This window comes from Algoriphagus sp. AK58 (assembly GCF_014324365.1).
In the GTDB taxonomy this organism is placed as follows: domain Bacteria; phylum Bacteroidota; class Bacteroidia; order Cytophagales; family Cyclobacteriaceae; genus Algoriphagus.
Genome location: NZ_QEIG01000028.1, coordinates 39,081 through 64,107 on the forward strand (window position 1 = coordinate 39,081; position 25,027 = coordinate 64,107).

18 protein-coding genes are annotated in these 25,027 nt (G+C 44.3%); 3 read left to right on the plus strand and 15 right to left on the minus strand.

Going from position 1 to position 25,027, the window contains the following annotated elements:
- Positions 1-31: 31 nt before the first annotated feature.
- From DDT91_RS19755 to uxaC, 6 genes are all read right to left on the minus strand, one after another.
- Positions 32-760 (minus strand): DUF5715 family protein, encoded by a 729-nt coding sequence (locus DDT91_RS19755; protein ID WP_187177928.1) that lies wholly within the window; start codon positions 758-760, stop codon positions 32-34.
- Positions 761-862: 102 nt separating this feature from the next.
- On the minus strand, positions 863-1,801 hold the full coding sequence (locus DDT91_RS19760) for a UDP-glucuronic acid decarboxylase family protein (RefSeq protein WP_187177929.1): 939 nt from the start codon (positions 1,799-1,801) through the stop codon (positions 863-865).
- Between the two features lie 320 nt (positions 1,802-2,121).
- Positions 2,122-3,903: an acyl-CoA dehydrogenase gene (locus tag DDT91_RS19765; protein ID WP_187177930.1), complete on the minus strand. Its 1,782-nt coding sequence runs from the start codon at positions 3,901-3,903 to the stop codon at positions 2,122-2,124.
- A 244-nt stretch (positions 3,904-4,147) separates the two neighbouring features.
- Positions 4,148-5,332: a mannonate dehydratase gene (gene uxuA / locus DDT91_RS19770; RefSeq protein WP_187177931.1), complete on the minus strand. Its 1,185-nt coding sequence runs from the start codon at positions 5,330-5,332 to the stop codon at positions 4,148-4,150.
- Positions 5,333-5,469: 137 nt separating this feature from the next.
- Complete coding sequence (locus DDT91_RS19775; protein WP_187177932.1) at positions 5,470-6,291, minus strand: SDR family oxidoreductase; 822 nt, start codon at positions 6,289-6,291, stop codon at positions 5,470-5,472.
- Positions 6,292-6,293: 2 nt separating this feature from the next.
- Positions 6,294-7,733: a glucuronate isomerase gene (gene uxaC / locus DDT91_RS19780; protein WP_187177933.1), complete on the minus strand. Its 1,440-nt coding sequence runs from the start codon at positions 7,731-7,733 to the stop codon at positions 6,294-6,296.
- A 181-nt stretch (positions 7,734-7,914) separates the two neighbouring features.
- Between uxaC and DDT91_RS19785 the strand changes: the two genes are divergently transcribed.
- Entirely contained in the window at positions 7,915-8,940 is a 1,026-nt protein-coding gene (locus DDT91_RS19785) for a LacI family DNA-binding transcriptional regulator (RefSeq protein WP_187177934.1), read from the plus strand.
- A gap of 74 nt (positions 8,941-9,014) precedes the next feature.
- Here DDT91_RS19785 and DDT91_RS19790 read toward each other — a convergent pair whose 3' ends face one another.
- The 4 genes from DDT91_RS19790 to DDT91_RS19805 all read right to left on the minus strand — a co-directional run bounded on the left by DDT91_RS19790 (position 9,015) and on the right by DDT91_RS19805 (position 16,893).
- Complete coding sequence (locus DDT91_RS19790; protein ID WP_370539346.1) at positions 9,015-10,691, minus strand: RagB/SusD family nutrient uptake outer membrane protein; 1,677 nt, start codon at positions 10,689-10,691, stop codon at positions 9,015-9,017.
- A 17-nt stretch (positions 10,692-10,708) separates the two neighbouring features.
- Positions 10,709-13,726, minus strand: a complete 3,018-nt coding sequence (locus DDT91_RS19795; protein ID WP_187177936.1) for a TonB-dependent receptor — start codon at positions 13,724-13,726, stop codon at positions 10,709-10,711.
- 426 nt (positions 13,727-14,152) lie between these two features.
- Positions 14,153-15,502, minus strand: coding sequence for a Gfo/Idh/MocA family protein (locus DDT91_RS19800; RefSeq protein WP_187177937.1), 1,350 nt, complete (start codon positions 15,500-15,502; stop codon positions 14,153-14,155).
- A 23-nt stretch (positions 15,503-15,525) separates the two neighbouring features.
- Positions 15,526-16,893, minus strand: coding sequence for a DUF1080 domain-containing protein (locus DDT91_RS19805; protein ID WP_187177938.1), 1,368 nt, complete (start codon positions 16,891-16,893; stop codon positions 15,526-15,528).
- Between the two features lie 170 nt (positions 16,894-17,063).
- Between DDT91_RS19805 and DDT91_RS19810 the strand changes: the two genes are divergently transcribed.
- Complete coding sequence (locus DDT91_RS19810) at positions 17,064-18,230, plus strand: class I SAM-dependent RNA methyltransferase (RefSeq protein ID WP_187177939.1); 1,167 nt, start codon at positions 17,064-17,066, stop codon at positions 18,228-18,230.
- Between the two features lie 104 nt (positions 18,231-18,334).
- Here the strand turns inward: DDT91_RS19810 and DDT91_RS19815 are convergent, their stop codons facing one another.
- From DDT91_RS19815 to DDT91_RS19830, 4 genes are all read right to left on the minus strand, one after another.
- Positions 18,335-18,589, minus strand: coding sequence for a hypothetical protein (locus tag DDT91_RS19815; RefSeq protein ID WP_187177940.1), 255 nt, complete (start codon positions 18,587-18,589; stop codon positions 18,335-18,337).
- A 45-nt stretch (positions 18,590-18,634) separates the two neighbouring features.
- Positions 18,635-20,029 carry an MBL fold metallo-hydrolase gene (locus DDT91_RS19820; RefSeq protein ID WP_187177941.1) on the minus strand — a complete coding sequence of 465 codons (1,395 nt, stop codon included), beginning with the start codon at positions 20,027-20,029 and terminating at the stop codon, positions 18,635-18,637.
- 4 nt (positions 20,030-20,033) lie between these two features.
- Positions 20,034-20,900, minus strand: a complete 867-nt coding sequence (locus tag DDT91_RS19825) for a TIGR00730 family Rossman fold protein (RefSeq protein WP_187177942.1) — start codon at positions 20,898-20,900, stop codon at positions 20,034-20,036.
- A gap of 250 nt (positions 20,901-21,150) precedes the next feature.
- Positions 21,151-21,342, minus strand: a complete 192-nt coding sequence (locus DDT91_RS19830; protein WP_187177943.1) for a hypothetical protein — start codon at positions 21,340-21,342, stop codon at positions 21,151-21,153.
- Between the two features lie 307 nt (positions 21,343-21,649).
- Here DDT91_RS19830 and DDT91_RS19835 point away from each other — a divergent pair, with 307 nt between their 5' ends.
- Positions 21,650-24,412, plus strand: coding sequence for a carboxypeptidase-like regulatory domain-containing protein (locus DDT91_RS19835; protein WP_187177944.1), 2,763 nt, complete (start codon positions 21,650-21,652; stop codon positions 24,410-24,412).
- Here the strand turns inward: DDT91_RS19835 and DDT91_RS19840 are convergent.
- The gene (locus DDT91_RS19840) at positions 24,409-24,750 is read right to left on the minus strand and encodes a nucleotidyltransferase domain-containing protein (RefSeq protein ID WP_187177945.1); all 342 of its coding nucleotides are present in this window, start codon (positions 24,748-24,750) and stop codon (positions 24,409-24,411) included. The genes DDT91_RS19835 and DDT91_RS19840 overlap by 4 nt on opposite strands.
- Between the last annotated feature and the right edge of the window lie 277 nt (positions 24,751-25,027).

Below are 25,027 nucleotides of genomic sequence, written 5' to 3' on the forward strand. Positions count from 1 at the left end.
TTTTGTTGGGGTGTGTTTGTCGAAGTGAAGTTTACCTCACCGTCACATGATAGCAGCTTTGCCTTCGCTCCTTGATGACGTAGATTTTGCCGGTTTGCTGGAAGTGGTTTAGAACCGTTTCCAGGTTTTTTTGGGCCTTTGCATCCCATTCTCTTATTCCATTAAATCGAATGTAGGAGATATCAAACGAGACTCCATAAGAATGGGAACTGTTGCCATCGGTGGCATTCCGGTTTCTTCGTTTCAGTGCTTTTTGCTGTTCTTCAGTCCGGGTGGCAGAGGATACGGTGAAGAAATTTCCTGCTCCAGCCAAAGCTTCATAGGCTAATCCGAGTTCTTCTAAGACTTTTTTGGATTCTGGTGTGATGTAAGGGAAACTATGCGTAAGTGAATCTACTCGGTATCCTTTTCCGGAACTTGCTTCTACCAAGGTCCGTTCAAAAACCCGTTGAAAAAGTTCGTACTCATTTTGTATCAGCTTGAGGCCTTTGAGTTCCGCTGCACTGAGGTGTTCTTCGTACGTGTCTTTTTTTAACCTTCCCGAATACGAAACCAATTCAGTCGGATCAAACGAATTTTCTATTTCAGCTTGATTGGTTTGCGGCGGTATAACTTCGCTCTTCACTTCCTTTCGAAAAAAATCTGAATAAATATCCAAAAGTATATACTTCAGATCCGGCTGCAGGGAGACTACAGCCACCAAGTAAACACTGAATAAAACACAGAAGGTGGAAATAAACAGAAGGGTGGATTTCTTCATAAAGCAATGAAGCGAACTCGAGGCGGTCGTGAAAGTTTTTTGTGGTAAATGGTTGAATTTTGGGAAATCAAAAAGACCGCTTGAGGGCGGTCTTTTCGGGTATTATTCACTTAATATCATGTCGAAATAAGCGATTGTTTTGACCAAGCCCTCCCGAAGCGGGATTTTGGGTTCCCATCCGAGTTCTTCCTTAGCCAAATCAATGACTGGTTTACGCTGCATGGGGTCATCTTGGGGAAGAGGCATAAATACCAGCTTGCTCTTGCTGTTGGTGAGTTCGATGACGAGCTGTGCCAATTCGAGCATGGTAAATTCACCAGGATTTCCGATGTTGACAGGTCCCGTAAATCCGTCTCTGGAATTCATCAAGCGGTACATTCCTTCGATATTGTCATCCACATAGCAGAAGGAGCGCGTTTGCTTGCCATCCCCATAGATCGTGATGTCCTGACCTTTAAGCGCCTGAACGATAAAGTTGGATACTACCCGTCCGTCGTTGGGGTGCATTCTCGGACCATAAGTATTGAAGATCCGCATCACTTTGATGGCAACTCCATGCTGTCGATGATAATCAAAAAACAGAGTTTCAGCACATCGTTTGCCTTCGTCATAACATGCCCGGGGTCCGAGAGGATTCACGTTTCCTCTGTAGGACTCCGGTTGAGGATGGATTTCTGGATCACCATAGACTTCCGAAGTAGATGCCTGGAGAATCTTGATTTTCAGTCTTTTGGCCAAACCCAGCATGTTCATCGCACCTATTACCGAGGTCTTGGTTGTTTGAACGGGATCAAACTGATAATGGATCGGAGATGCCGGACAGGCTAGGTTATAGATTTCATCCACTTCTACATACAGGGGATGAGTGATGTCATGTCTAAGGAGTTCGAAGTTTTTGTTATCCAACAGGTGGTGGATATTTCTTCGGTTTCCCGTAAAAAAGTTGTCTACACAAAGTACTTCATTTCCTTCTTTCAGGAGTCTGTCACAGAGATGGCTGCCCAAAAAGCCGCCGCCACCGCTTACTAAAATTCTTTTCATGAGAGATTGCTCGGATAAAACAAGATCGCCAAAAATAGTGAAATGTGAGGGAATTCATAGGGAATTACTATCCTTGAAGGAGTTCCTTTGTGGTAATTCATGTTTTTTTTTACAAAGGTCTGATGTCAGGTGTCTGATGACTGATGTTTGTGCCATCTTCTGACTCAATTCAGGATCTGCGTTTAGCATGGTTAAAAGATGACCGTGACTTTGATTCTCTCAGTTCAGGCGGATGATCCTTTCTTAAACTCGAATTAAAAGTTTATTCTAAGCCATTTCTTTCATCATCTGACACAGGTTAATCTTCAGCATTTACCTAATCAAAACCAATCCTTTTCCATGGAAAGGGTGGGATAAGCTTCGGAATGAAATCTTGGAATCAATCCCAAAATCTTCACCAATTCGTATTCCATGAAATACCTGGCTGTTTCGATTTTTCCGAAGTAAAAGCCTTGCTCTAGAGCTCCTTGTGAGATTGCCTTTTGAGCCGAAAGGGCTTGCTTTAGCCACATCCAACCTATGCAGAGTATACCGCTTGCCTCTAAGAAAAGGGTGGCATCCGCAAGGAATTTATCTGGTCCTTGATTTCTCTTAAACAGCAACTCTCCCGCCGAATGGTTGAACTTGAGGTATATCTCCTCAAAAGAATGAGCCAAATCGGTCAATTCTTGAATTGACTTTACCTGGTCAAGTGTCTTCTGGATTTCTTTGAGTAAGGCTTTCCAACCCAATCCTTCCTGCATCCACACTTTCCTACCCAAGAGATCTAATCCATGGATTCCTGTCGTTCCCTCATGAATGGGATGGATTCTCGATTCACGGAAATATTGTTCCACCGGAAAATCCGTCGTATATCCCGCTCCACCCAGTATCTGCACCGCCATGGAAGTGCTCAGAACGCCCATTTCCGAAGGATAGCTTTTCGCAATTGGGGTTAATAAATCCAGCAGGGCCTCCATTTTTAGTTTATTCTCAGCTATGGTTTCCTGAGAAATTTTATCGGAAAGGATTCCGCAGTAAATCAGCAAGGCCAAAGACCCTTCTGTCACACTTTTCTGAAACAGGAGCATTCGTTTCACATCGGCATGCTCTATGATAGGAATTTGGGGTTTATTGAGGTCTTTTTCAGATATTTTTCTTCCTTGGGGCCGTTCTTTGGCATAGGCCAAAGAAGCCTGAAATGCAGCTGTTGCAATCGCTACGGCGTTCATTCCCACTCCAAGTCTGGCCTCATTCATCATCTGAAACATGTACTTCAGTCCCTGATGAGCTTCTCCGACCAGATATCCTTCGCAGTCCTCATTACTTCCCATCATCAAATGAGCAATCGGAGCGCCTTTGTAGCCCATTTTATGATAAATACCTTGGGTCAGCACATCGTTTGGTGTTCCATCGAGTCGAATTTTAGGAACTACAAATAGCGAAATGCCTTTGGTACCAGAGGGTGCACCTTCAATACGGGCGAGCATGAGGTGGATGATATTTTCACAAGCATCGTGGTCACCTGCCGAAATGTAGATTTTTTGGCCTTTGATCTTGAAAACATTGCTTGCAGAGGTTGGAGTCGCCGAGGTGCTCAGGTCTGAAAGCGAACTTCCCGCATCCGGTTCGGTAAGGGCCATGGTACCTTGCCATTTTCCTGAATACATGTTTGGGGTGAATTTTTCCTTCAACTCCTTTGATCCAAATGTCCGGATCAGATTGGCAGCGCCAGTGGTCAAAAACGGAAAGACACTCCCTGAATAATTGGAGGCCTGAAAGATAAATCCTGCGGCCATGTGGAGGATCCAGGGTAGTTGCTGTCCACCTTCTTCATATGGAAAAATGGCATTGATCCATCCGTCTTCCCCAAACTTCCGGATGATGGGTTTCATGCCTGGGTGAATCCGGATTTTGCCATCTACCAGCTGAGGTTCCTGACGGTCCATTTCCCTGAATAGGGGATAGAGAGACTTTTCGGCGATTTGCTCAGCAGCATCTAAAACAAGGTTGAAAGTCTCCTTAGTATGGTCTGAAAAATAGGGTAGTTGGGTAAGCTCCACGCAGTTTTGATTTTCGAAAAGCTGAAAGTGCAGGTCTCTTTTGGAGTAAAAGGATGGCATGGCGTGCTCGATTAGTGGATCAATTCAAACGAAATGGAAGTTAATTCAAACTTTTTATTCCTTATAACTTTTCCAAAGTTTCAAACTTTGGAAAAGTTATAGCTTGGTAACAAAAAAGACTTGGCAGGTTTTCAAAACCGGCCAAGTCCTACGATTCTATTTGGTCATGGATCAAAGTCTATTTCAATCCATCCTTATTCTTCTTCAATCCGCTTTTCCTTACACATCCCAACTTCCAGACCTCCTAACTTCCCGACTTTTTCACCCACAGCAAGGCCTCTTCTACACCTCTGATCTCGGCCAGACCTTTAAGGCGGCCGATGGCAGTATAACCTGGATTGGAGACTTTTTTGTGCAAATCATCCAGCATCTGATGGCCATGGTCAGGTCGCATCGGTAGGCTTTTCTTTCGCTTTTCCTGCCACTTTAGGATTTCATCAATGACTTCTACCATGGGCACATTGCCTTCCAGGTGATTGTCCTCATAGAAATTTCCTTCCGCATCCCGCTTGGTACTTCGGAGGTGGATGAAGTGGATTCGTTCTCCAAACTCACGGACCATGGCTGGAAGATCATTGTCAGGACGAACACCATAGCTTCCTGTACAGAAGGTTAGACCATTGTGTTGGCTTGGGGTTTCTGTAAGAATTCTCCTGGCATCAGCTGCGGTACTTACCACCCTGGGTAAACCATACAAAGAGTAAGGAGGATCATCTGGATGAATGCACAGATATACCCCGACTTCCTCTGCGACCGGAGTGACAGCGTCGAGGAAAAGTCTCAGGTGTTCCGCCAGTTTTTTGGCATCGATGCCTTCATAGGTTTTCAGCATGGCACGAAACTCATCCATGGTGTATCCGATTTCCGAACCCGGCAAACCTTTGAGAATATTATCAATGATCAGCTGCTTGGCATCAGGGGAAAGAGCATTGTAATACGCTCGTGTCGCTTCGATTTCCTCCGGTGAATATTCCTCCAATGCCTCAGGTCTTTGTAAGATGAACAAGTCAAAAGCAACGACAGCCTTTCTTTCATAAAGTAGGGCTTTGGCGCCATTGGGGAGTTCATATTCCAGATTGGTTCGAGTCCAATCGAGGATAGGCATAAAATTGTAGCACACCGTGAAAATGCCTTCAGCGGCAAGATTTCGAAGTGTTTGTTTGTAATTCTCGATTAATTGGAGGTAGTCACCTGTGCGTGTTTTGATCCGCTCATGTACCGGGACAGATTCCACCACTGACCAGGTAAGCCCAGCCTCTTCGATGATATTTTTCCTGGTTTTGATTTCTTCTCTGGACCATACTTCTCCATTGGGAATATGGTGTAAAGCTGTAACAATTCCTGTGGCTCCTGACTGACGGATATCACGAATGCTTACCGGATCTTTGGGACCATACCAGCGCATGGTTTGTTCCATTCTGTAGCTCATGGAAAGAGAATTTTTGGTTATATGTGTATTAGTTATTGAGTTATTTGTTTCTGGCTAGCCGGAAGTTAAAGGTTAAACGTTAAAAGTTTTCTGATCTTTTTCTCGATTAACTATTAACGCTTAACGACCAACAATTTCTAGACTCCTGAATAAGCGCTGAATCCTCCGTCCACGGCTACGATGGTGCCGGTGACAAAAGCAGAAGCATCGCTGCAAAGCCAATGCAAGGCTCCGAGAAGATCTTCCGGCTTACCAAATCGGTTCATAGGTGTATGTGTAATAATCTGATTTCCCCGCTGGGTTAGGCTTCCGTCTGCTTCGGTGAGAAGGGTACGATTTTGTTCTGTGAGAAAAAATCCTGGAGCAATCGCATTTACTCTGAAATTTGGACCGTGTTTGTGTGCCAGCTCTACTGAAAGCCATTTGGTCAGATTGTCAATAGCTGCCTTGGCGGAAGCATAGCCCATCACGCGAGTCATAGGCCTGGTTGCTGCCATAGAGCTGATATTGAGGATGTTTCCCTGGCCGTTTTTAAGCATCAGGGGTAGTAAAGCCTTGATAGGAAGTACGGTTCCCAAATAATTGAGATCCATAACCTTTCTAAGCGAATGGGTATCCAGATCCAGGAAATTTTGGTCAGGCCGGATGACTGCACCGGGCATATTTCCTCCGGCGGAATTGATCAGGGTATCTATCCTGCCATGTTGAGCTTCAATAATTTCAGCCATCTTGATCAAAGACTCTTCATCAGTCACATCGGCAAAATAACCCCAGGCTTTTCCTCCCTTGGAATTGATCTCTTGGACCAGCTGATTGACTTTGTCAGGTGTTCGGCCGATGATCAGCAATTCCGCACCTTCCTGTGCCAAATGCATTGCCATGGCATGACCTAACACACCGGTTGCACCGGAGAACGCAATTTTTTTACCCTCGAGAGAGAAAATTTGGGATGAATTCATTCTTAAATCTGGTAGTTGGAAGGGGAGAAATTGAAGTAGTTTTTGGCATTGTGATAGCAAATATCCGATACAAGCTTTCCAAGCCATTTTTCATCCCAAGGCAATTCCCCGTTTTCTACATCCTGACCAAATAGATTGCAGAGGATTCTTCGGAAATATTCATGTCGAGGGAAAGAAAGGAAGCTTCTTGAGTCGGTGAGCATTCCGATGAAACAGCTGATCAAACCCATATTGGAAAGGGTGTTCATTTGCTTTTCCATCCCGTCTTTTTGATCCAGATACCACCATCCTGAGCCAAACTGCACTTTTCCTTTGATCGAGCCATCGTTGAAGTTACCGATCATCGTGGCAAAGACCTCATTATCTCTTGGATTGAGGTTGTAGATGACCGTTTGGGCGAGTTGATCGGTGGAGTCCAGTTCATTCAGGAATTTTGCCATGGCACGCGCTTGATCAAAATCCCCGATGGAATCAAATCCTGTATCCGGTCCGAGGACAGTCAGCATTCTTGCGTTTGTGTTTCTCAAGGCGCCAAGGTGAAACTGCTGTACCCATCCATGGCTATGGTAGAGTTTGCAGAGTTTTTTCAGGACTTTGAATTTGAAGTATTCGATTTCCTCTGTGTTTGGGTGATTTCCGCGAAGGACTTTTTGTAAGATGCCATCCGCCGAAAGCCTGGAATCATTGGAATAATACATATTTTCCAATCCGTGGTCTGAAAGTCGGCATCCTCGGGAATGGAAGAACTCAATTCTATTGGATAATGCCTCGATCAACTTGTCAAAGGAGTTGATTTCTATTCCGGACACCTGTCCAAGTTTTTCCAAATAGGATTTATATCCTTCTGGATTTTCGATGGCAAAGGATTTATCCGGTCTGAAAGCGGGGTATAGTCCGACTTTCTTTTTGGAGTGAAAATAAGATTCATGGTGCTCGAGGCTGTCTATTGGATCGTCAGTAGAGCAAACGACTTCCACATTCATGCCTTCCAGGAGGCCTTGGGCCCGGAAACTTTCTTCTTGAAGCATTTCGGAGGTTTTGAAATAAACCTCCGAAGCATTTTCGGTAGTGAGCAGTTCGTCCACCCCAAAATACCTTATCAACTCCATGTGACTCCAATGGTACAGTGGATTTCGCATGGTAAAAGGCAGGGTATAGGCCCACTTTTCAAACTTTTCAGTATCAGAGCCATTGCCTGTGATATATTTTTCATTCACCCCCAAAGTCCGCATTGCCCTCCACTTGTAATGGTCTCCGGCAAGCCAAATTTTACTGATATTTTCAAATTTCCGGTTTTGGGCAATTTCAGCTGGGGGGAGGTGATTGTGATAATCTATGATCGGAAGGTGCTTGGCATAGTCGTGGTAAAGAATTTTGGCGAATTCATTTCGCAGCAAAAAGTCTTCAGAGAGAAAGCTTTTTTGGGTCTGAGCAGTGATCATGAGTTAACTATGTGGGTGCTTTTGGGTCTATTTATGGAGTTTAAATTTATTCTTTAAACACGGGGGAAGTAGATTAAAATACGGAAACGTTTGCACACATTATTTAAATGGAAATAATTCACTATTTTGAAATGCCTAAGATTTTTAAGGATCTTTTTAGGACAATTAACCCAAACAACCTATGAGTACCGGAGTGAATCTAAAAGAACTCGCTGCAGAGCTGAAGTTATCTCCATCTACTGTATCTCGTGCCCTAAACGACAGCTATGAGATCAGTGAGGCCACCAAAAAAAAGGTGATCAGCATGGCGGAGAAATTGAACTATCAGCCAAATCCTTTTGCGAGAAGTTTGAGAGAGAATAAAAGCAAGACCATCGCGGTGGTGATTCCGGAGCGGATGAGTAGCTTTTTCTCAAAAGTTGTAGACGGAATAGAAGAAATAACCCAGCAACACGGGTATCATCTGCTGGTCTACAGTACACACGAAGATGTGGATAGGGAAAAAAAGATCGTCAATCTTTTGATGAATGGACGTGCTGATGCGATCATCATGTCCGTATCCAGTCAGACCAGTGATATTTCCCATCTGACTAGACTTCATGAAAGGGGATTTCCTTTGGTGTTTTTTGATCGGATATGTACAGATATCCCGACTACCAAATTTATAACAAACGATTATGAAAGCGGTTTTGAAGGAACCAAGCATCTGATTCAGCAGGGATGCCGAAAAATTGCCTTTTTGATGCTTTCTAAAGAACTCTCTATTACCAAAGATCGATACCGCGGATATCTCGACGCGTTGAAGCAGGCGGGTCTATCTCCCGAGCCCCAACTCAATATCACTTGCTGCCAGGAAGAAGAACAAAATGTGGAAGCTATCCGTCAGATGTTGATGTCACCAGATCGGCCGGATGGTATATTATCTTCGGTAGAAAAGTTGGCACTTGCAACCTATCACGCGATTAAGCGTACAGACTTAAAAATTCCGGATGATTTGAAGATTATCAGCTTCTTTTCAAACCTGAGTATTGCCAGTTTGCTGCATCCGTCTTTGACAACGATTACTCAACCTGCATTTTCTATCGGGGAGGAATGCGCCAAACTGTTGATGAAAAAATTGACCAAGCCCAGACAACCGGACTTGCCAAACCAGATCATCACCATTCCATCAAAAATCACAATCAGATCGTCAACGATCGCAGTATAATTTGTTTTTGGTTTTCTTTTATTACGAAAAAGGCCCTGAATTTCAGGGCCTCTTTTTATGGTGTAAAGCTAAATTTAGTAGCCAGGATTCTGAGGGAATCCGGAAGGTCCACCCTCAGCTCTGTCAATTTGGTTTTGAGGTATTGGTCTCAATACATGAAAATCCTTGATGTTTGGAGCAGCTTGTGGATTATGAAGTTTAACTCTCTCGATCAGATTGCCCCAACGCTTCAAATCCAACCAGCGAGTTTGCTCTCCGGTAAGTTCTCTTGCGCGCTCTTCCATCAGAAACTCAAATGTCATCTGAGCAGGAGTGATTTCCATGGCAGCTTCTTTTCCAGGCCAAGCAGCACGTCTTCTCACTATATTGATGGTGGCTGTAGCCTCAGCCAGCTTGCCTTGACGGAACTGAGCTTCGGCAAGTAGAAGGTAAGTGTCTGCTAATCTCATAGCGATGTAATCGCGACCACCTTCAAACTGAGTCAAATCTGCTCTTCCTGGATCCAGATGTTTAACCAATCCCGGGAATAATTTTTCGTCATACATACTTGGAGTCAATACCTGGTATTTTCTCTTGGCACGTTCCGTAGCAGGCATCTCAAATCCCGGAATGAACATGGAGGTATCACCCTGAGCAAAGGTTACTGTAGGTTTACTTCTATCAAATGTAGTATTGAAGGTTCCCGGACGGTTTGAAAGATAGACGTCAATAAAGGACTTTTTGTAACGGCTGTCATTTTCCCTGTTTTGGAATACTTTTTCCAAAGCATAGACCGTTGGTCTGTAACGCTTAAAGGGTCTTCCGTTTTGGGTATCACGTCTCATCCCTGGCTGGGTGTCGTATTCCATCAGGAAGAAGACGTGTGCATTGTTACCACCACCATTGGTCAACTGGCTTCTGGTATACTGCACGGACCAGATTACTTCATCGTTGATTTCGTTGCCAAAAGCATGTACTTGGCCAAAGTCCGGCAAAAGTCTCAAACCATAGTTTGAAATAACATTTTTAAACAATGGTTCAGCTTTGGCAAAATCATCTGCTGCTTTGGAAGAAGAAGTACCTTTTGTTACGTACACCCTTCCCAACAAATGTTCGGCGGCTGCTCTGGTCGCTCTTCCATATTGAGTAGATGCCTTTCTGGCTTCCAATCCCGGAATCGCCTCAGTAAGATCCTTGATGATTGCCGCATAAATCTCCGACTCCGGATTTCTCTTCACTATTTTGGTTGGAACTTTTGTTTCCTCCAGTCTCAATTCAACCGGGCCAAACAATTGCATTAGCAAGAAATAATGGTGAGCACGGATAAACTTAGCTTCAGCGATTCTTTGCGTCTTTGTGGCTTCATTTACACCTGATATTCCAGGAGCTCGTTCGATCACTGCGTTACAGGTATTGATACCTCTATACAAATCATCCCAAAGTTCTCTTACTTGTCCGGTTTGCGAGTCAAACTGGTTGGTGTAGGTGTTCATAAATTTCCATGAACCATCCGCACCGTTGGTATAGATGTCTGTACCAAATTCAGTAAAGTTGTTTCCTCGTTCGGTACCATACCAAGATCTCATGGAGCTGTAGGCAGCACTGACAGCGTCATCCAACCCTTTTGCAGTGTTGAGGTATTCAGAGCCGATTTGAGAAATTACATCTTCCTGAAGGGCATCTTGGCAGGCTTGTGCAAAGAACAAGCTTAGAACCAATGCTCCTGTTCGAGTCAGGGTTTTCACTTGATTTTTTATGTTCAGATTTTTCATCGTTTTCATGCTTAAGATTAAAATTTAGCATTGATACCAAAGGTGTATTGAACTACCGGAGGAGAAATGTTAGCATTGATGACACCACCTTCTACGCCTTGTTCACTGTCAATGAAGGTTTCAGGGTCAATTCCTTTGTGAACAGTTCTGAATTCAGAGAAGATAAATGGATTTTGAATACTTGAGAAAACTCTCAAGCTGCTCAAGCCAATCTTCTTTGCCAAATCCGAAGAGAAATTATATCCGAAATTGATGTTTCTAACCTTGATGAATGTTCCGTCAAACAATGACATGGAAGAATTGTACTTAGGAAACTCTTGGTTTTGATTTGGTCTTGGATACAAGTTGGTCGGATTGTTTGGTGTCCAGTAATCCACAGCCAGGTTATTGTATCGTCCAAATAGAGAGTTGAAGCTTTGGTGGAATTGGCTTCGAATCATTGAACCCCATCTTCCGAAAACGAAGAAGGATAGATCAAACCCTTTGAATGAAAAACGGTTGGTCATACCCAAAGAGAAATCAGGTACAGCTGAACCTAGGATTACCCGATCCAGGGAGTTGATTCTTCCGTCATTGTTGGTGTCCTGGATCTTAATTTCCCCTGGCTTATCGCCAAAGCTAGCAGCAAGGTCCTTTTCGGAAGTTTGCCAGATGCCTACTTTTTTCAGATCGAAGAACACAGTCAAAGGCTGTCCGATAAATCGACCCGCAGCAATGTCATCTCCATTTGGAAGGGAAACGATCTGTTCCCTGTTTCTGGTGAAGATGATATCAGTAGACCAAGTGAAGTTTCCTTTCTCAATGTTCAAGGTAGAAAGTGAGAGTTCTATCCCTTTGTTTTGAGTTTCACCGATGTTGGTAATGAATCCTCCAAATCCGGTTGAGTTGGGAAGAGGCTGAGGTGCAAGCAGGTCAGAAGTATTGGTGACATAATATTCAAATGAACCGAATACTCTGTTTTTGAATATGGAGAAGTCAATACCTGTATTGAAAGTGGTGGATGTTTCCCATCTCAAATCAGGATTGCCAATCGTATTTGGCCAATAACCGAAGGCTGCCGTATTGTCCCAAGCATAGGATGTTCTACTCAAAAGAGCCTGAGTTTGGTAAGGTGTAATCGCTTGGTTACCGATGGATCCATAACTTACTCGGTATTTCAGTTGATCGATCCAAGTTGTGTTTTTGATGAATTCTTCCTGATGTAAGTTCCATCCCAAAGCAACAGATGGGAAGAAGCCGAATTTGTTGTTTTCACCAAAACGAGAGCTACCGTCTGCACGGATTGTACCAGTGACCAAATACTTACCTTTGTAATCATAATTGGCTCTAGCCATGTAAGAAAGCAATGCCCATTCCACCAAGTTGGTATTTGCACCGGTGATTTGGGAAGCATCTCCCAGTCTATGATAAAGTTGGGAAGGTGCCGGAATACCCAAGACACTGATTGTACTTTGCTCAAACTTGTCTTGCTGGAAGGACTGCAGCAAGTCCACTTTTAGGTTATGTGTTTGGTTAAAGTTTTTGGTATAAGTTAGGATGTTTTCAATGGTATAGTTGAATTGGAAACGATCATCAACACTTCCCGTAGGATCTGCGCCTCGACGGGCGTTGGTCTGTGAACCTGTAAATCTTCCATTTCTTCTTACCGTGTAGTCTGGACCAAATACAAAACGATAGGTCAGGCCTTTGGTGATTTCCCAATTCAGGTAGATACTGTTGAAGATTCGTGTTCTAAAGGTTTCGTCCACCTGTGCTCCTGGGACCACTTCAGCAAATGGGTTGGTTCTTAAACCATCCGAAGTGGGCAGGAAGATTAGATTTCCTTCATCATCATAGGGTTTACCCAATGGATTTTCCTGAAGCGCACCACCTATTGGATTGAAGTTTTCCCCATTTCTTTCACTGTAGGTAAACAAGGTGGAGGTTCCGATTTTCACTTTCTTGTTGATCTGGTGATCCAAGTTGATGCGGAAAGTATATCGGGTAAAATCTTGGTTGATCACTACGCCCACATCTTTGAAATAGTTTCCTGACACAAAGAAGGTGGTCTTGTCATTACCTCCTGATACCCCGATTTGGTGGCTTTGGATGTTTCCTTGCCTCATCAAACCTGCTACATAATCAGTACTTCTTCCTAATGCGATACTTTCCAATTCTACCGGTTCAAAGATTCTTTTGTCAGCTTCTTCGGTAGCTGGACCTTCTGGATAGGCACCAGTAGCTCTTCTGGATTCTCTTTTATATTCGGCAAATGCTGGTCCGTCAAAAACCTCAATTCTTCCCAACTCTTCACTTATACCATAATAGGAATCAAGAGATACCACAGTTTTTCCGGCGCCACCACGTTTGGTAGTGATCAATACCACCCCGTTTGAACCTCTGGAACCATAAATGGCTGTAGCAGATGCATCTTTCAATACTTCCATGGAGGTAATATCCTGTGGGTTGATGTCTTCCAGCCCACCCACTGTAGGAATTCCATCCACCACATAAAGGGGTTCGTTGGAAGCATTGAATGAACGACGACCTCGAATACGGACTTGGGGGGCAGATCCAGGTTTAGAACCAGGCTGGACCACATCCACACCGGCAGCTCTACCTTGAAGGGCTTGACGAGCATCGGTGATGGGAAGTTCTTGGATTTCCTTGTTGCCCACAGAGGAAATCGCTCCAGTCAATTGGCTCTTTTTCACCGTACCGTAACCCACTACCACTACTTCTTCGAGTTCGGAAAGGTCAGGAATTAGATTAACGTCGATTTTGCTTCGAGAACCGATGGTCTCCTCCAGGGTGTTGTATCCGATAAAGGAGAAAACCAATACGCCTGTACTGGGCCCTGAGATGGAATATTTTCCATCCAGATCTGTGGTGGTTCCTGTGGTGGTCCCTTTAAGAAGAATCGAGACACCCGGTAAGGGCATTCCCGACTCATCAAAAACGATCCCACTCACCTGCACGTTTTGTGCCTGCGCAATTCCAGCGCTAAGCAACAACATCAACACCACCGATAGGTAAGTGTAAAACTTTGTACGCATAGTTTAAGGGGTTATTGTTAATAGATAGATTAGGTTGTTTTTGATGATACTGGTTTGTTGATAGATGGGGGAAATGAGTTGTTTTTCGGTAGTAAAAGGTAGATAAAAGGAAAAGCGGGATCAATTCTTTAAAACTTGTAATTACGGAATCGATTGCGGGTCTAAGTCTCAAATGATTCAGAAAAAAGTGGTCTTAATAAATTTTTAAAAAATCTTATTTTGTTTTAATAAAAAATTAATGAGTGTTTCTTAATAATGATTAAAAGATTATAGGTGTGTACATTGTATAAAAACAATGAATCTTTAACATAAAATATACTTCTGAATAGAAGGGGATAGATAAAAAAACACCTGGCTTTCAACCAAAGCCAGGTGAATGTGAAATGAGAAAAAACGATTTAATAGGTTTATTTTTTTGCCTATCGTCTAGATTTTTGGCGGCTCCCAGCCCTTTTCATACTCCCTTGTCCAAAGGGCCATAGCCTTTGGAGAGTTGGTAATATGTCCATTTTTAGGGTCGCAATTTAAGGTTTCACCCGTACGGCTACTGATGTTGGCCAAGTGGCAGAGTAGGGTAGATACTGCGCCGTCTTCGATGTTGGAATTTTGCTTTTCCTTACCTCTTACCGCATTGAAGAAATTTACGACGTGCATGGTACTCATGTCTCCTCCGCCTCCCAGGACTGTTCCGCCTTCATTGTTTTTGGCAAGGTTGGATTTGACTTCTTTGCCGGTTCTGTCGAATTGCTTGTATCCTCCACGGTCTACATAGACCGAACCTTCGGTTCCGTAGATGATGGTGCCTCTGTCTGATCCGTAGGTTTTGTAGTTATTTCTGCTTTTTCCTTCCCATTGGATGATGGACCCATTGGCAAATTTGAAGGTCGCATCCATGGTGTCATACATGGTCCAACCGTCTTCGGGATAGTGCATTTTGCCGGAAACGACCATTACCTGGGAGGGATAGTCCACCTGCAATGCCCATCGGGCGACATCCAGTTCGTGGGTAGCATTATTTCCTGTTTCGGCTGTTCCATAATCCCAGCCGTACCAGTGCCAGTTGTAGTCCCAGGTATCATGCATGTAGGGTTTTCTTGGAGCGGGTCCTTGAAAAAGATCCCAGTCCAAGCCGGCGGGTGGAGCTTGTTGGATAGGAGTGGGTACTGGTCCACGGTTATTGCTGTAGAAGGCTTTGGCCATGTATACTTTTCCAATCGCTCCGTTGTGAATGGCGGAGATGATCTCTCGGCTTTCCGGGGCAGAGCGTTGCTGGTTACCCATCTGGACTACTTTGTTGTACTTCTTTTGAAGAGCAATCAGTAATTCACCTTCCCTTGGATTATGGGAGCATGGTTTTTCTACATACACATGTTTTCCTCGCTCCAAGGCCAACCAGGTACCCGGGGCATGCCAATGGTCCGGAGTCGCATTGATCAGCACATCGACTTCTTTGTCATCGAGTACCTTGAGGATATTTTGCTCCAGTTTGGGTTGGTAATCAATCCATTTTTCAAAGTTTTTGGCAGCCTTGGGCATCTGAGATTGCATGGCATCGCAGAGATACAGTAGGTTGACGTTGCTAGTCTTCAATCCGATAGGCTCATAGAATGCCCCTAATCTTCTGCCCAAACCTGCGATAGCAACATTCAGACGGTCATTGGCACCCAGGATGCGGGCGTAGGATCTAGATGAAAAGCCAACTGCTCCCAAGGCAGAAATCCCCAGGGTTGCCGCTGCACTTTTCTTGATAAATTCTCTTCTGTTGGATTTACTCATGATTCAATGTGTTTTACCTTCGGTTACTTTAAAGGCTTGATTTTGATGTTTTTGTAACTAACTTCATCTCCGTGATCCTGAAGTAGGATACGTCCTTCTTTTGCTTCCCCGAAGTTTTGCCAAACCTTATACTTACTGATAGCTACCAAGTCTCGGTATTCTTTAGATCCTCTTTGGTATTCTACCACCTTTACACCGTTGATGTAATGCTCGACTTTATTGTCGGGATAGACTATGATTCTTCCTTGGTTCCATTCACCGGGCTTTCTTACAAATCGTGGCTGCTTGTTCGCTTTGATCAAATCATAAAGGGAGGCTAAGGTTCTATTTCCATCGATGCCTTGCTTCGCATCAGGATGGTTGACGTCATCCAGAATTTGGTATTCGAGACCAATAGCCGAGCCTTTGTTTCCTTCAGAAAGGGTCACAAAATACTTCACACCACTGTTGGCGCCTTCGGTGATTTTGAAATCAAAGGCCAAATCGAAAGCGCTGTACATTTCAGTCGTCACAATGTCTCCAAAAGAATTGGACTCGCTTCCATCGGATTTCTGGATGGTCAAGGTTCCGTCCTGAATGTTCCAGCCTTTTTCAGGGAATTTGTCTTTGTAGGCGCCTACCCAACCTTTGCTGGTTTTCCCATCAAACAAGAGCTTCCAACCATTTTTCTTTTCCAGATCGGTTAGTTCGTTTTTCAGTGTGCTGACTACAAATACATCTCCTTTGAAAGGAATGGGCTTGAGGTTTTCGGTTTGAATTCTGACATTTCTGAAATAAGTCTTTCTTCCTTCATCCTCCTTGTTTTGAATGCTGTGCACCTGAAGTCCTATGAATCCTTTGGCATCCATATCGTCTACAAAGTAGGCCACTTCCTGTCCATTTACCCAAGTTTTGATGGTATTGCCGATTGCCTCGATACGATAGGTATTCCACTCGCCCATTTTGAAGGCTGATTTGGCTGCCGGATTCAAGTCAAGTGGATAAAACCAACCTCTTCGGGCTTCATCATAGATTCCTCCAGACCAAGCTCGGGGAGTAGGGTCAGCCTCAATCTGATAGCCGTAGACCAAGCCTTGTCCATTACGTGCAGCAGGATCAAATTGGCCTCTTGCCATAACGCCGCTGTTGGAGGAGATATGGTTGATTTTAAGGTCTACTTCCAAGATGAAGTCGGTGTACATTTCTTCGGTAATCAGAAATGTGTTTCCTGTACCGTGCACGGCAGTGCCTTCTATGACTCCGTCTTTTACTTCAAAGGTGGCCTTACCTGCTACAGCTTTCCAGCCGCTGAGATCTTTACCGTTGAAAAGGTTTTTCCAATTTCCGTTTTGAGCCTGAACAGTCAAGGTCAACAGGGTCAAAACGGATAGATAGGCTATTTTAAATTTCATGGGTGTATGTGTTTGAATTAGCTAAAATTCAGGAAATAGGTGGGTCAGGACAATAAACAACGGATTCAATTTACGAAAACGATTGCGAGTTTTTCGAGTGAAAACCGGATGGACGGTCAGGTATTTTATAGAGTTCTAAGGTTTGAGCGATCTGTTTAGTACTTTTGCGCATGCTTGATTTCAACCAAAAAGGAAAAGTATTTATCACCTGCAAGGACCGTTCGGTCACGTATTTGGAGCAGGAAGTTCGAGAACTGGGGTTTGTACCGAAGTCAATTACCCGTACCGGCTTGGAGATTGTAGCCTCTCTAGAGGACTGCATGGATCTCAACCTGCATCTTCGCACGGCCTCGCATGTGCTGTACGAGATCAAGTCTTTCTACCTGAGAAATGCAGAAGATATTTACCGCCGCTTTAAAGCCATTCCCTGGGAAGAATACCTGGACGTAGATGGGTATTTTTCGGTGAATTCGGTGGTCGAAAATGAATCGGTCACCACTCCTTTGATTGTGAATGTGAAGGTGAAAGATGCGATAGTAGACCGATTTCGTGAATTAAAAGGTAGGAGACCGGATTCAGGCTCAGATTTTATAGGCTTGGTTTTTCAGGTTTTTTGGAAAGAAACCCAAGCTTCCGTGTACATCAACACTTCTGGAGAAACGCTGGCCAAACATGGCTATCGAAAGATTCCCGGAAAGGCTCCTATGATGGAGGCTTTGGCAGCCGCCACCATTTACGCTACGGAGTGGAATACCCGCGTGCCTTTTATCAATCCCATGTGTGGTTCGGGAACTTTAGCAATTGAGGCGGCTTTGATGGCTTCTAAGCGCTACCCGGGATTGTATCGTAATGAGTATGCCTTTCAGCATATCCTCGGCTATGATCCACAGGCTTTTTTAGCCAAGAAGAAAAAGCTGGAAAACAAGGTGATCCATGACCCCGGGGTAGCCATCGTGGCATCTGATATTTCCCTTCAGGCAATTTCTTTTGCAAGGGAAAATGCGGCTTACGCAGGTGTTGAGCACATGATTGATTTTCAAGTGTGTGATTTTGCTGAAACAGAAATTCCGGAACGACCCCGTGGTGTGATTATGTTCAATCCAGAGTATGGAGAGCGATTGGGCGAAAATGAGGAGTTGGAACTCACCTACAAGCGAATGGGGGACTTTATGAAGCAAAAATGTGCTGGGTACAGAGGCTACATTTTTACCGGTAATCTTGAACTAGCCAAAAAGGTCGGACTGAAAGCCAGCAGAAGGATTGAGTTTTGGAACGGAACAATTGACTGCCGCCTGTTGAAATACGAGTTATTTGAGGGAAGTAGGGAACCTAGGTAGTTTTATCAGTAGGCAGTCACAGTGATCAGTTTTCAGTGAAAAGTAACGGCCTAAATCAGATCAAAAAAGAAGCCCGAAGTCGTCGATTACTTCTGGCTTTTGTTTTACCTCACTGGAAGAGATTTGATCCATTTCGATGTGGCATTGACTGTGTCAATAATCGAAACGATCCTCCAAAGTGGAATTTCTGTTTCCAGAAGCATTTTCAGCTTGGCGATTTTGTTCTGATCATCGATTATACGGGCACCGTTTTCGGCAAAGATGTTCTTGGTCCATTCATTTTGCGAAAAGCTCAAATGGCTTTTCATCAAAAAAAGGAAGGTGAGTAGGAGGACATTCCCGAATTGTAGAACCTTCATGGTGGACATATTTTAAAGACTGGGTATAGGAAAAAATACCTTGTTTTAGATTTCTATGAGGTCACCGATTTCAGGCAGAAGGGGCTTTATTCCAAATTTTTTTTCGATCAATTCGGAAAGAATGACCCTTGGACCGTCTTCCCCATGTACCAGTGCAACTTTTGGTTTGCTCGGCGCCAAATGAGAAAACCACTCCAGTAGATCATTTTGCCCGGCATGAGCACTGAAGCCATTGAGTGTATGGACTTTGGCCTTGACCGGAATCTCTTCCCCGAATATCCGAACGGTCTCGGCCTTTTCTACCAGCTTTCTTCCCAAAGAACCCTGTGACTGAAATCCCACGATGACCACATGGGTATTTGGATCTTTGAGGTTGTGGCGGAGGTGGTGGAGAATCCTGCCCCCGTTGCACATGCCGGCACCGGCTAATATCATGCAGGGACCTTTGACCTCATTGAGTGCTTTGGAAGACTCACCGCTTTCACTGGTGATGAAATAGTTTTCATCAACCGGAAAGGCGCCTTTTTGCTTCAGCATGTGAAATTCTTCGTCTAATAAGTCTTGGTGATTTCGGTAAACATCCGTAGCCCGAATCGCCATGGGGCTGTCCAAATAAACAGGAAAAGGCTTAACTCTCCCGGTATTGTAAAACTCCGCCATGTGATAGATCAACTGTTGGGCTCTGCCGATGGCAAAAGTCGGGATCAGGACTTTCCCTCCTGTTTCGCTGACTTCCTTCACGATCCGCTCAAATTCTTCGACGGTTTCATCGTAGGATTTATGAATTCGGTCTCCGTAGGTAGATTCCATAAACACCAGATCCGCGTGGTGAAAATGCTCAAAGGGCCTCAGCAAAGGCATAGTCAGCGGGCCTAAATCTCCCGAAAAGGCAATCACTTTTTTCCTTCCGTCTTCCAATACGGTCAGTTCAATGCTTCCCGATCCCAGCATGTGACCCGCTTCGATCCATCGGGCGGTGATGTCTTCGGTTATCCGGATAGGCTCCCCAAATGGGACCTCCTGATTGAGTTCTTTCATAAACTCCACATGCTCAGGGCTGTAAAGTGGTTCCATTAAAGGTTGGCCTGGCTCCCAATGCTTGCGATTCTGTCGTTCAGCATCTGCCTCCTGCAATCGTGCGGAATCCTGAAGGATGATTTGGGCCAACTGCAGGGTCTGGATTGTACTGAATATTTGCCCACGGAATCCATGCTTGATCAGTAGAGGAACTCTTCCGGTATGATCCAAATGTCCATGAGTCAGAAGTACGGCTTGTACCTGATCTGGCTTTGCACCTTCTGGAAGGAGGTTTTTGGCCTCGGAATCTCTTCCGCCCTGAAACATCCCACAATCGATCAGAATCGCCGATTTTTCAGTTCGAACCAAATAACAGGAACCGGTCACTTCTCCTCCTGCGGCACCCAAAAGTTTGATTTTCATTTTTTCACTTATTCAATGGTTTTGCTTTGCTTTCCAGGCTTTTGGGTTTCCTGGGTTTCAGCTTGGCTTTTTCTTTATCCAAAATTTTCTGGAGTTCCTTAGGAATGCTTTTCAATACCAATTCCACCGCTTCCTCCGGGCTATCCACGATTTTTGAAAAACCGATTTCCTCGGGAGAGAAAACCCCTTGACCGGCCATGTATGCTACGAAATCCCTCAGTCCTTTCCAGAACTCCTTTCCAACCAATATCAAAGTAAAAGGTCCGATTTTATGGCATTGGATCAAGGTGGCAGCTTCGAAAAGTTCATCCAAGGTGCCCAATCCTCCCGGCATCACAATATAGGCGCAGGAGTACTTGACCAACATGGTCTTGCGGACAAAAAAGTGATTGAACTCAATTGTGCCATCCACATAGGGATTGGGTGCTTGCTCGTGAGGGAGGATAATATTGAGACCGTAGGTTTTCCCCCCGACTTCAAAAGCACCTTTGTTTGCCGCTTCCATTGCCCCCGGTCCACCTCCTGTCAGAACAGAAAAACCCGCTTGGGCGAAGACTTCTCCGGTTTTTCTTGACAATTCATAGTATTCATCTCCGGGCCGAAATCTTGCTGAACCAAAAATGGTCACTGCCGGACCGATTTTATTCATTTTTTTAAGCGCCATTTCAAACTCCTTGGTGACCCGCTCCAGTCTTTTTTTGTCTTTTTCAGGACTGCGTACCTGAGAAAGAAATTCCCGCTCGTCCTTCAGTTTTTTACTGAGGTTGGGTGGCAATTCGTAATTCATCTGGGACTTTGCCCAATGCTGCTGCCAGGAATTTTCCCACTCTTCCGGACTCAGGGGTTTAAAATCTGTGGTGCTCTTGCTCATACTAAACGTAGCTTCTAAGGATGAAATAAAAACAAATCTCTCCTGCAAGCTATCCAAATGCACTTCCAGAAATCATGACTTTTATCAGCGGAGTTTGGAAAAAATGGCTTTCGGATTTTTGAAAAAAAGGCACGCAACCTATCAAAAATTAGGAGAATAAAGAGTTTTTCCCACCACTCCTGTTCACTTCTTAAAATGGTGAAGCAGAGGAGGAAACTGAAAAAGGGAGTAATTCAGGGCTTTCGCCTGATTACTTGACCCCTACAAGTCTGAAGGGAAGCATGAACAAGTTTCGAACCAGGTCAAAGCTCAAATCGATGGCAAATCCCAAAATCCTGAATGGAAGTAGCAAAAGCCAGATGAAAGGGTAGAGGATAAGTGCTGCGATGGCCAATGGCCAGCAAATGATGAATAGGAATAGCCAAAGCAAGAAGGTGAGCATGGATAAGTTGGTTTAGAATCTCTTTCCCAAAATTTATTCCAAGTTCAAAATATCCACTGGTAAGGTGTTTTAGGTATTTACGCAAATAGAAGTGTTTTGAAATCGTACAGGTGTCCGCGGGCAATTTCTTGATTAGGAGCTGAGGATGGTGATTTTTTCAAGTGGATTAATAAGTCATCAACCTGTACTTGAAAACTTCAAGTAAAGCCTTGACTCAATTTCTACCTGTCAAGACTTAGGAATTGGAAATAAAGGATTTTATAGGTTATTTAAAGCAATTTAGTAGAAATAGATAAACTGTTTTTTCTTGCGCTATCTCCTCCTTATCGGATTATTGTGTGTCACTAGGTTGGTTTTTTCCCAGACCATTACCGGTACGGTTCGGGAAAAGGGGACAGGTTTGCCTCTTCCTTTTGCCAATGTGTTTGTCAGCAACACCACCTTCGGGAAAGCAACTGATACGGATGGGAAATTTCAGATTTCTGGAAATTTGCCTCAGGAAATCGAGGTAGTGGCGTCTTTTGTAGGCTACATTACTGAGGTAAAAAAAGTTTCTACCCGAGGTCAATCGGTAATCCACATTGATTTTGAGTTGGTCTTCAATGAATCCAACCTTTCCGAGATTGAGCTCAAGGCCAAGCGGGACAAAAGTTGGGAACGGGCGTTTCGAAGGTTTGAGGAAGTCTTTTTGGCTTTACCGGACGACCCCTACAAATCCCAGATTGAAATAGTGAATCCTTGGGTGGTGGATTTTGAGAAAGCGAAAACAAATCAGGGGCAAAATTACTTAAGCGCCTCAGCGCAGGAGCCCCTAAAAATTATTAACAAGGCATTGGGATATGAGATCGACTATTACCTTCAGGATTTTAGGGTACTGCGTAACGGGTCAAGGTTTTACGGACAGGTTTTTTATGAGCCTTTGAGTTCTCAAGATCCCGAAGAGGTCGCTCAGTGGGAAAGTGCTAGGGAAATCAATTTTCACAGTTCCCTCCGCCATCTTAATGAGTCTATTCTTCTTAGCTCTTCCGACTCTCTTTTTTTTAAGCTTTACCATACCTTGCCGGAAAAGATGGATCGAAGGCGAACCAATGATTTTACCCAGGAATTGAATGAATCTATCGTATTGGTTTCCAAAGACTCGATTTTGAGAAGGCCTATTGGTGACGGAAATTTCCGGATTTTTTTACCGGGCAGGATGGAAGTTCACCACTTGGACAAGCCTTGGCGAAACGACTATTACACCAACGTTTACCATGCGATCAGTTGGATTCAAGCGCCGGATGGCTATTACGATGTGGATCGAAAAGGGGTCCTGCTCAACCCCACCCAACTCGTCCTTTCTGGCTATTTAGGCCGGCAGCGAATGGCCCGGATTCTTCCGCTCGATTTTGAGCCAAACAGGAAGTTTGTCACGGAGAAAGCTCAGGAGGAGGTGATCACTAGTTCGGCGATCCGCTTCAATCGACTGCGGGAAAAAGTCTGGCTGAAGACTAACAAATCCTATTTCTATCCCGGCGAAACGGCTTGGATTGGAGGTCGGATGTTGTATCAGGATCAGGCCTTGGCCGATTCCCTCAGTCGGGTGGTATACGTGGACTTGATCAATTCCAATTCGGAAGTCATTCAATCGGCCACGTTTCAGATTGAGCAGGGGAAAATTTCAGGTGGATTGGACTTGTCAGCGGGTTTAGTTCCGGGAGATTATGTGCTGCGAGGCTACACCCATTGGAGTCAGAATTTCGGAGAGACTGATCAGTTTTTGGCTCCTTTTGTTGTAATGGAAACCGGGTTTCAGCCGAAAGCAGAAGCTGTCGAATCGGAATCTTTTCAGGGAGAGATCACGGTCAAGCCCGAGTTTTTGCTTAGCGACTCACTGAATTACAGGGTGATGGATTTGAAACTGGAGATTTTGGATGAGTTTCAAAATCCGATTGATGGAGAGTTTATTCTTTCTATGACCGATGGGGAATCGGTGGTGGACCTTGAGCAAGCCAATTCACTGGAGGAGCAGTTGAACTGGCTGGATAGGCAGCTCCCGGATTACTTCGACTCACCGCTTTCCTATCCGATCGAGTATGGGATTTCGGTTCGGGGGAAGTTTACAGCAGACAACAAACGGCGACCGCCAATCAATCCGATCACAGTAGTGAGGGGAGATTTGGAGGATTATGGTCAGGTGATGACGGATTCAATGGGTAATTTTTGGGCAACAGGGTTGTACTTTAAGGATACGGCCCAGATTGCTGTTGCGGCTATGGATGAGAAGAGGAGGCCCTATGGTTCAGTTCAACTTATGCCTCTGAATCGTCCGAAAGTCCCCATCAATCATCCGAGGCTTTCTTACACCAAGGAACCCATTCTTAAAGAAAACAATGGGTTGGATGTTTCCGGAGATTACATTTTGCTGGAGGAGTTTGTGAAAGAAGAGGTCAGGGAGCGGGAAACCATGGCTGAGCGGAATTATGGATATGGTGAACCTACTCAGGAGGTAAGTGGAGATATTCTCGAAAAGGAAACTATGGGAGAAATCTTGGGCCGTTTCGGATTTAATTTGAATACTTTGAAATTCAGAAATTACACCTATGGAGAAAGGACAGGTACACCCTTGCTAATAATAGATGGATCTTCCATGCCCTACATGGACCCGATTGAGTTTAGGACAACCTTGCTTGGTTTTGAGCCTTCCCAGCTCGAATCGATCAAAGTCTATTCAGACAATATTGGTAAATCTATTTTCGGAATGGCCGGCTATGCAGGTGTGATTATGATTGAGACCAAAAAAGGGTTTAGAACAGGACCTGAATCCGATCGTAAATTCAATTCGGATGGTTTCCAAATTTTTCCTATTCCAGGTTTTACAGATTTTGCGCAATTCCCTAAAAATCCCCCATCTGACCAATACCTAAAGAGAAAACCCACTGTTTATTGGGAGCCTGCCGCTGAAACATCAGCTGGGCAATTTAAAACCAAAGTGAAAGTGCCTTATGGTGTGAAATCGATCCATATCCGAGTGGAAGGCAGGACACAGGATGGGGAGGCCTTTTCAAAAAAACTCAAGGTGGAATTTTAGACTTCCTTCTGATAGATTTTTTTTCCTACCCGTGAGATATGATCAAGTAGGGATTCATTCTGAATGTGTTGCAGAATCGCGACATCAAAAAAGTAAGGCTGATAGCTATCATCCAAATCGTTCCAAAAGGCGGGTTGATCCGCTAGTTTGAGGTCTTTTCCAACTAAAACCAAATCTACATCAATGCCAAGTCTGTAGTTACCTTTGGCTCGGGAACCATAGACAATCACTTCCTGAATGGCTGGATTTTTATGGATAAAGCTTCGTATTTCCTCCAATTGCGCATCTTTTAATCCCAATTTGGAAGCCAATACTTCATGTTGAGTGGATGGATTCATCGTGAATCATAAGGTTCATTTAATATTAATATTAAGTTATCCTTTTCATATAAAACATAGGAGGGAGACCACGAAGTGGTCAAACCTTTGAATAGCCCTAGGTGCAACCTAGGGAAAAAGGGATTGAAGAAAGAAAACCAACCCTGAAAGGGCTGAACCTGTTTTCAAAAAAAATTACTTGTTCGACACCCCCTGGGGTCGAGGGGGATTTCCAATCTGCTCTTATCCACGGGTTTCACCAGCGGCTATTGAGAAGTTTGACCCTTTCAGGATCTAT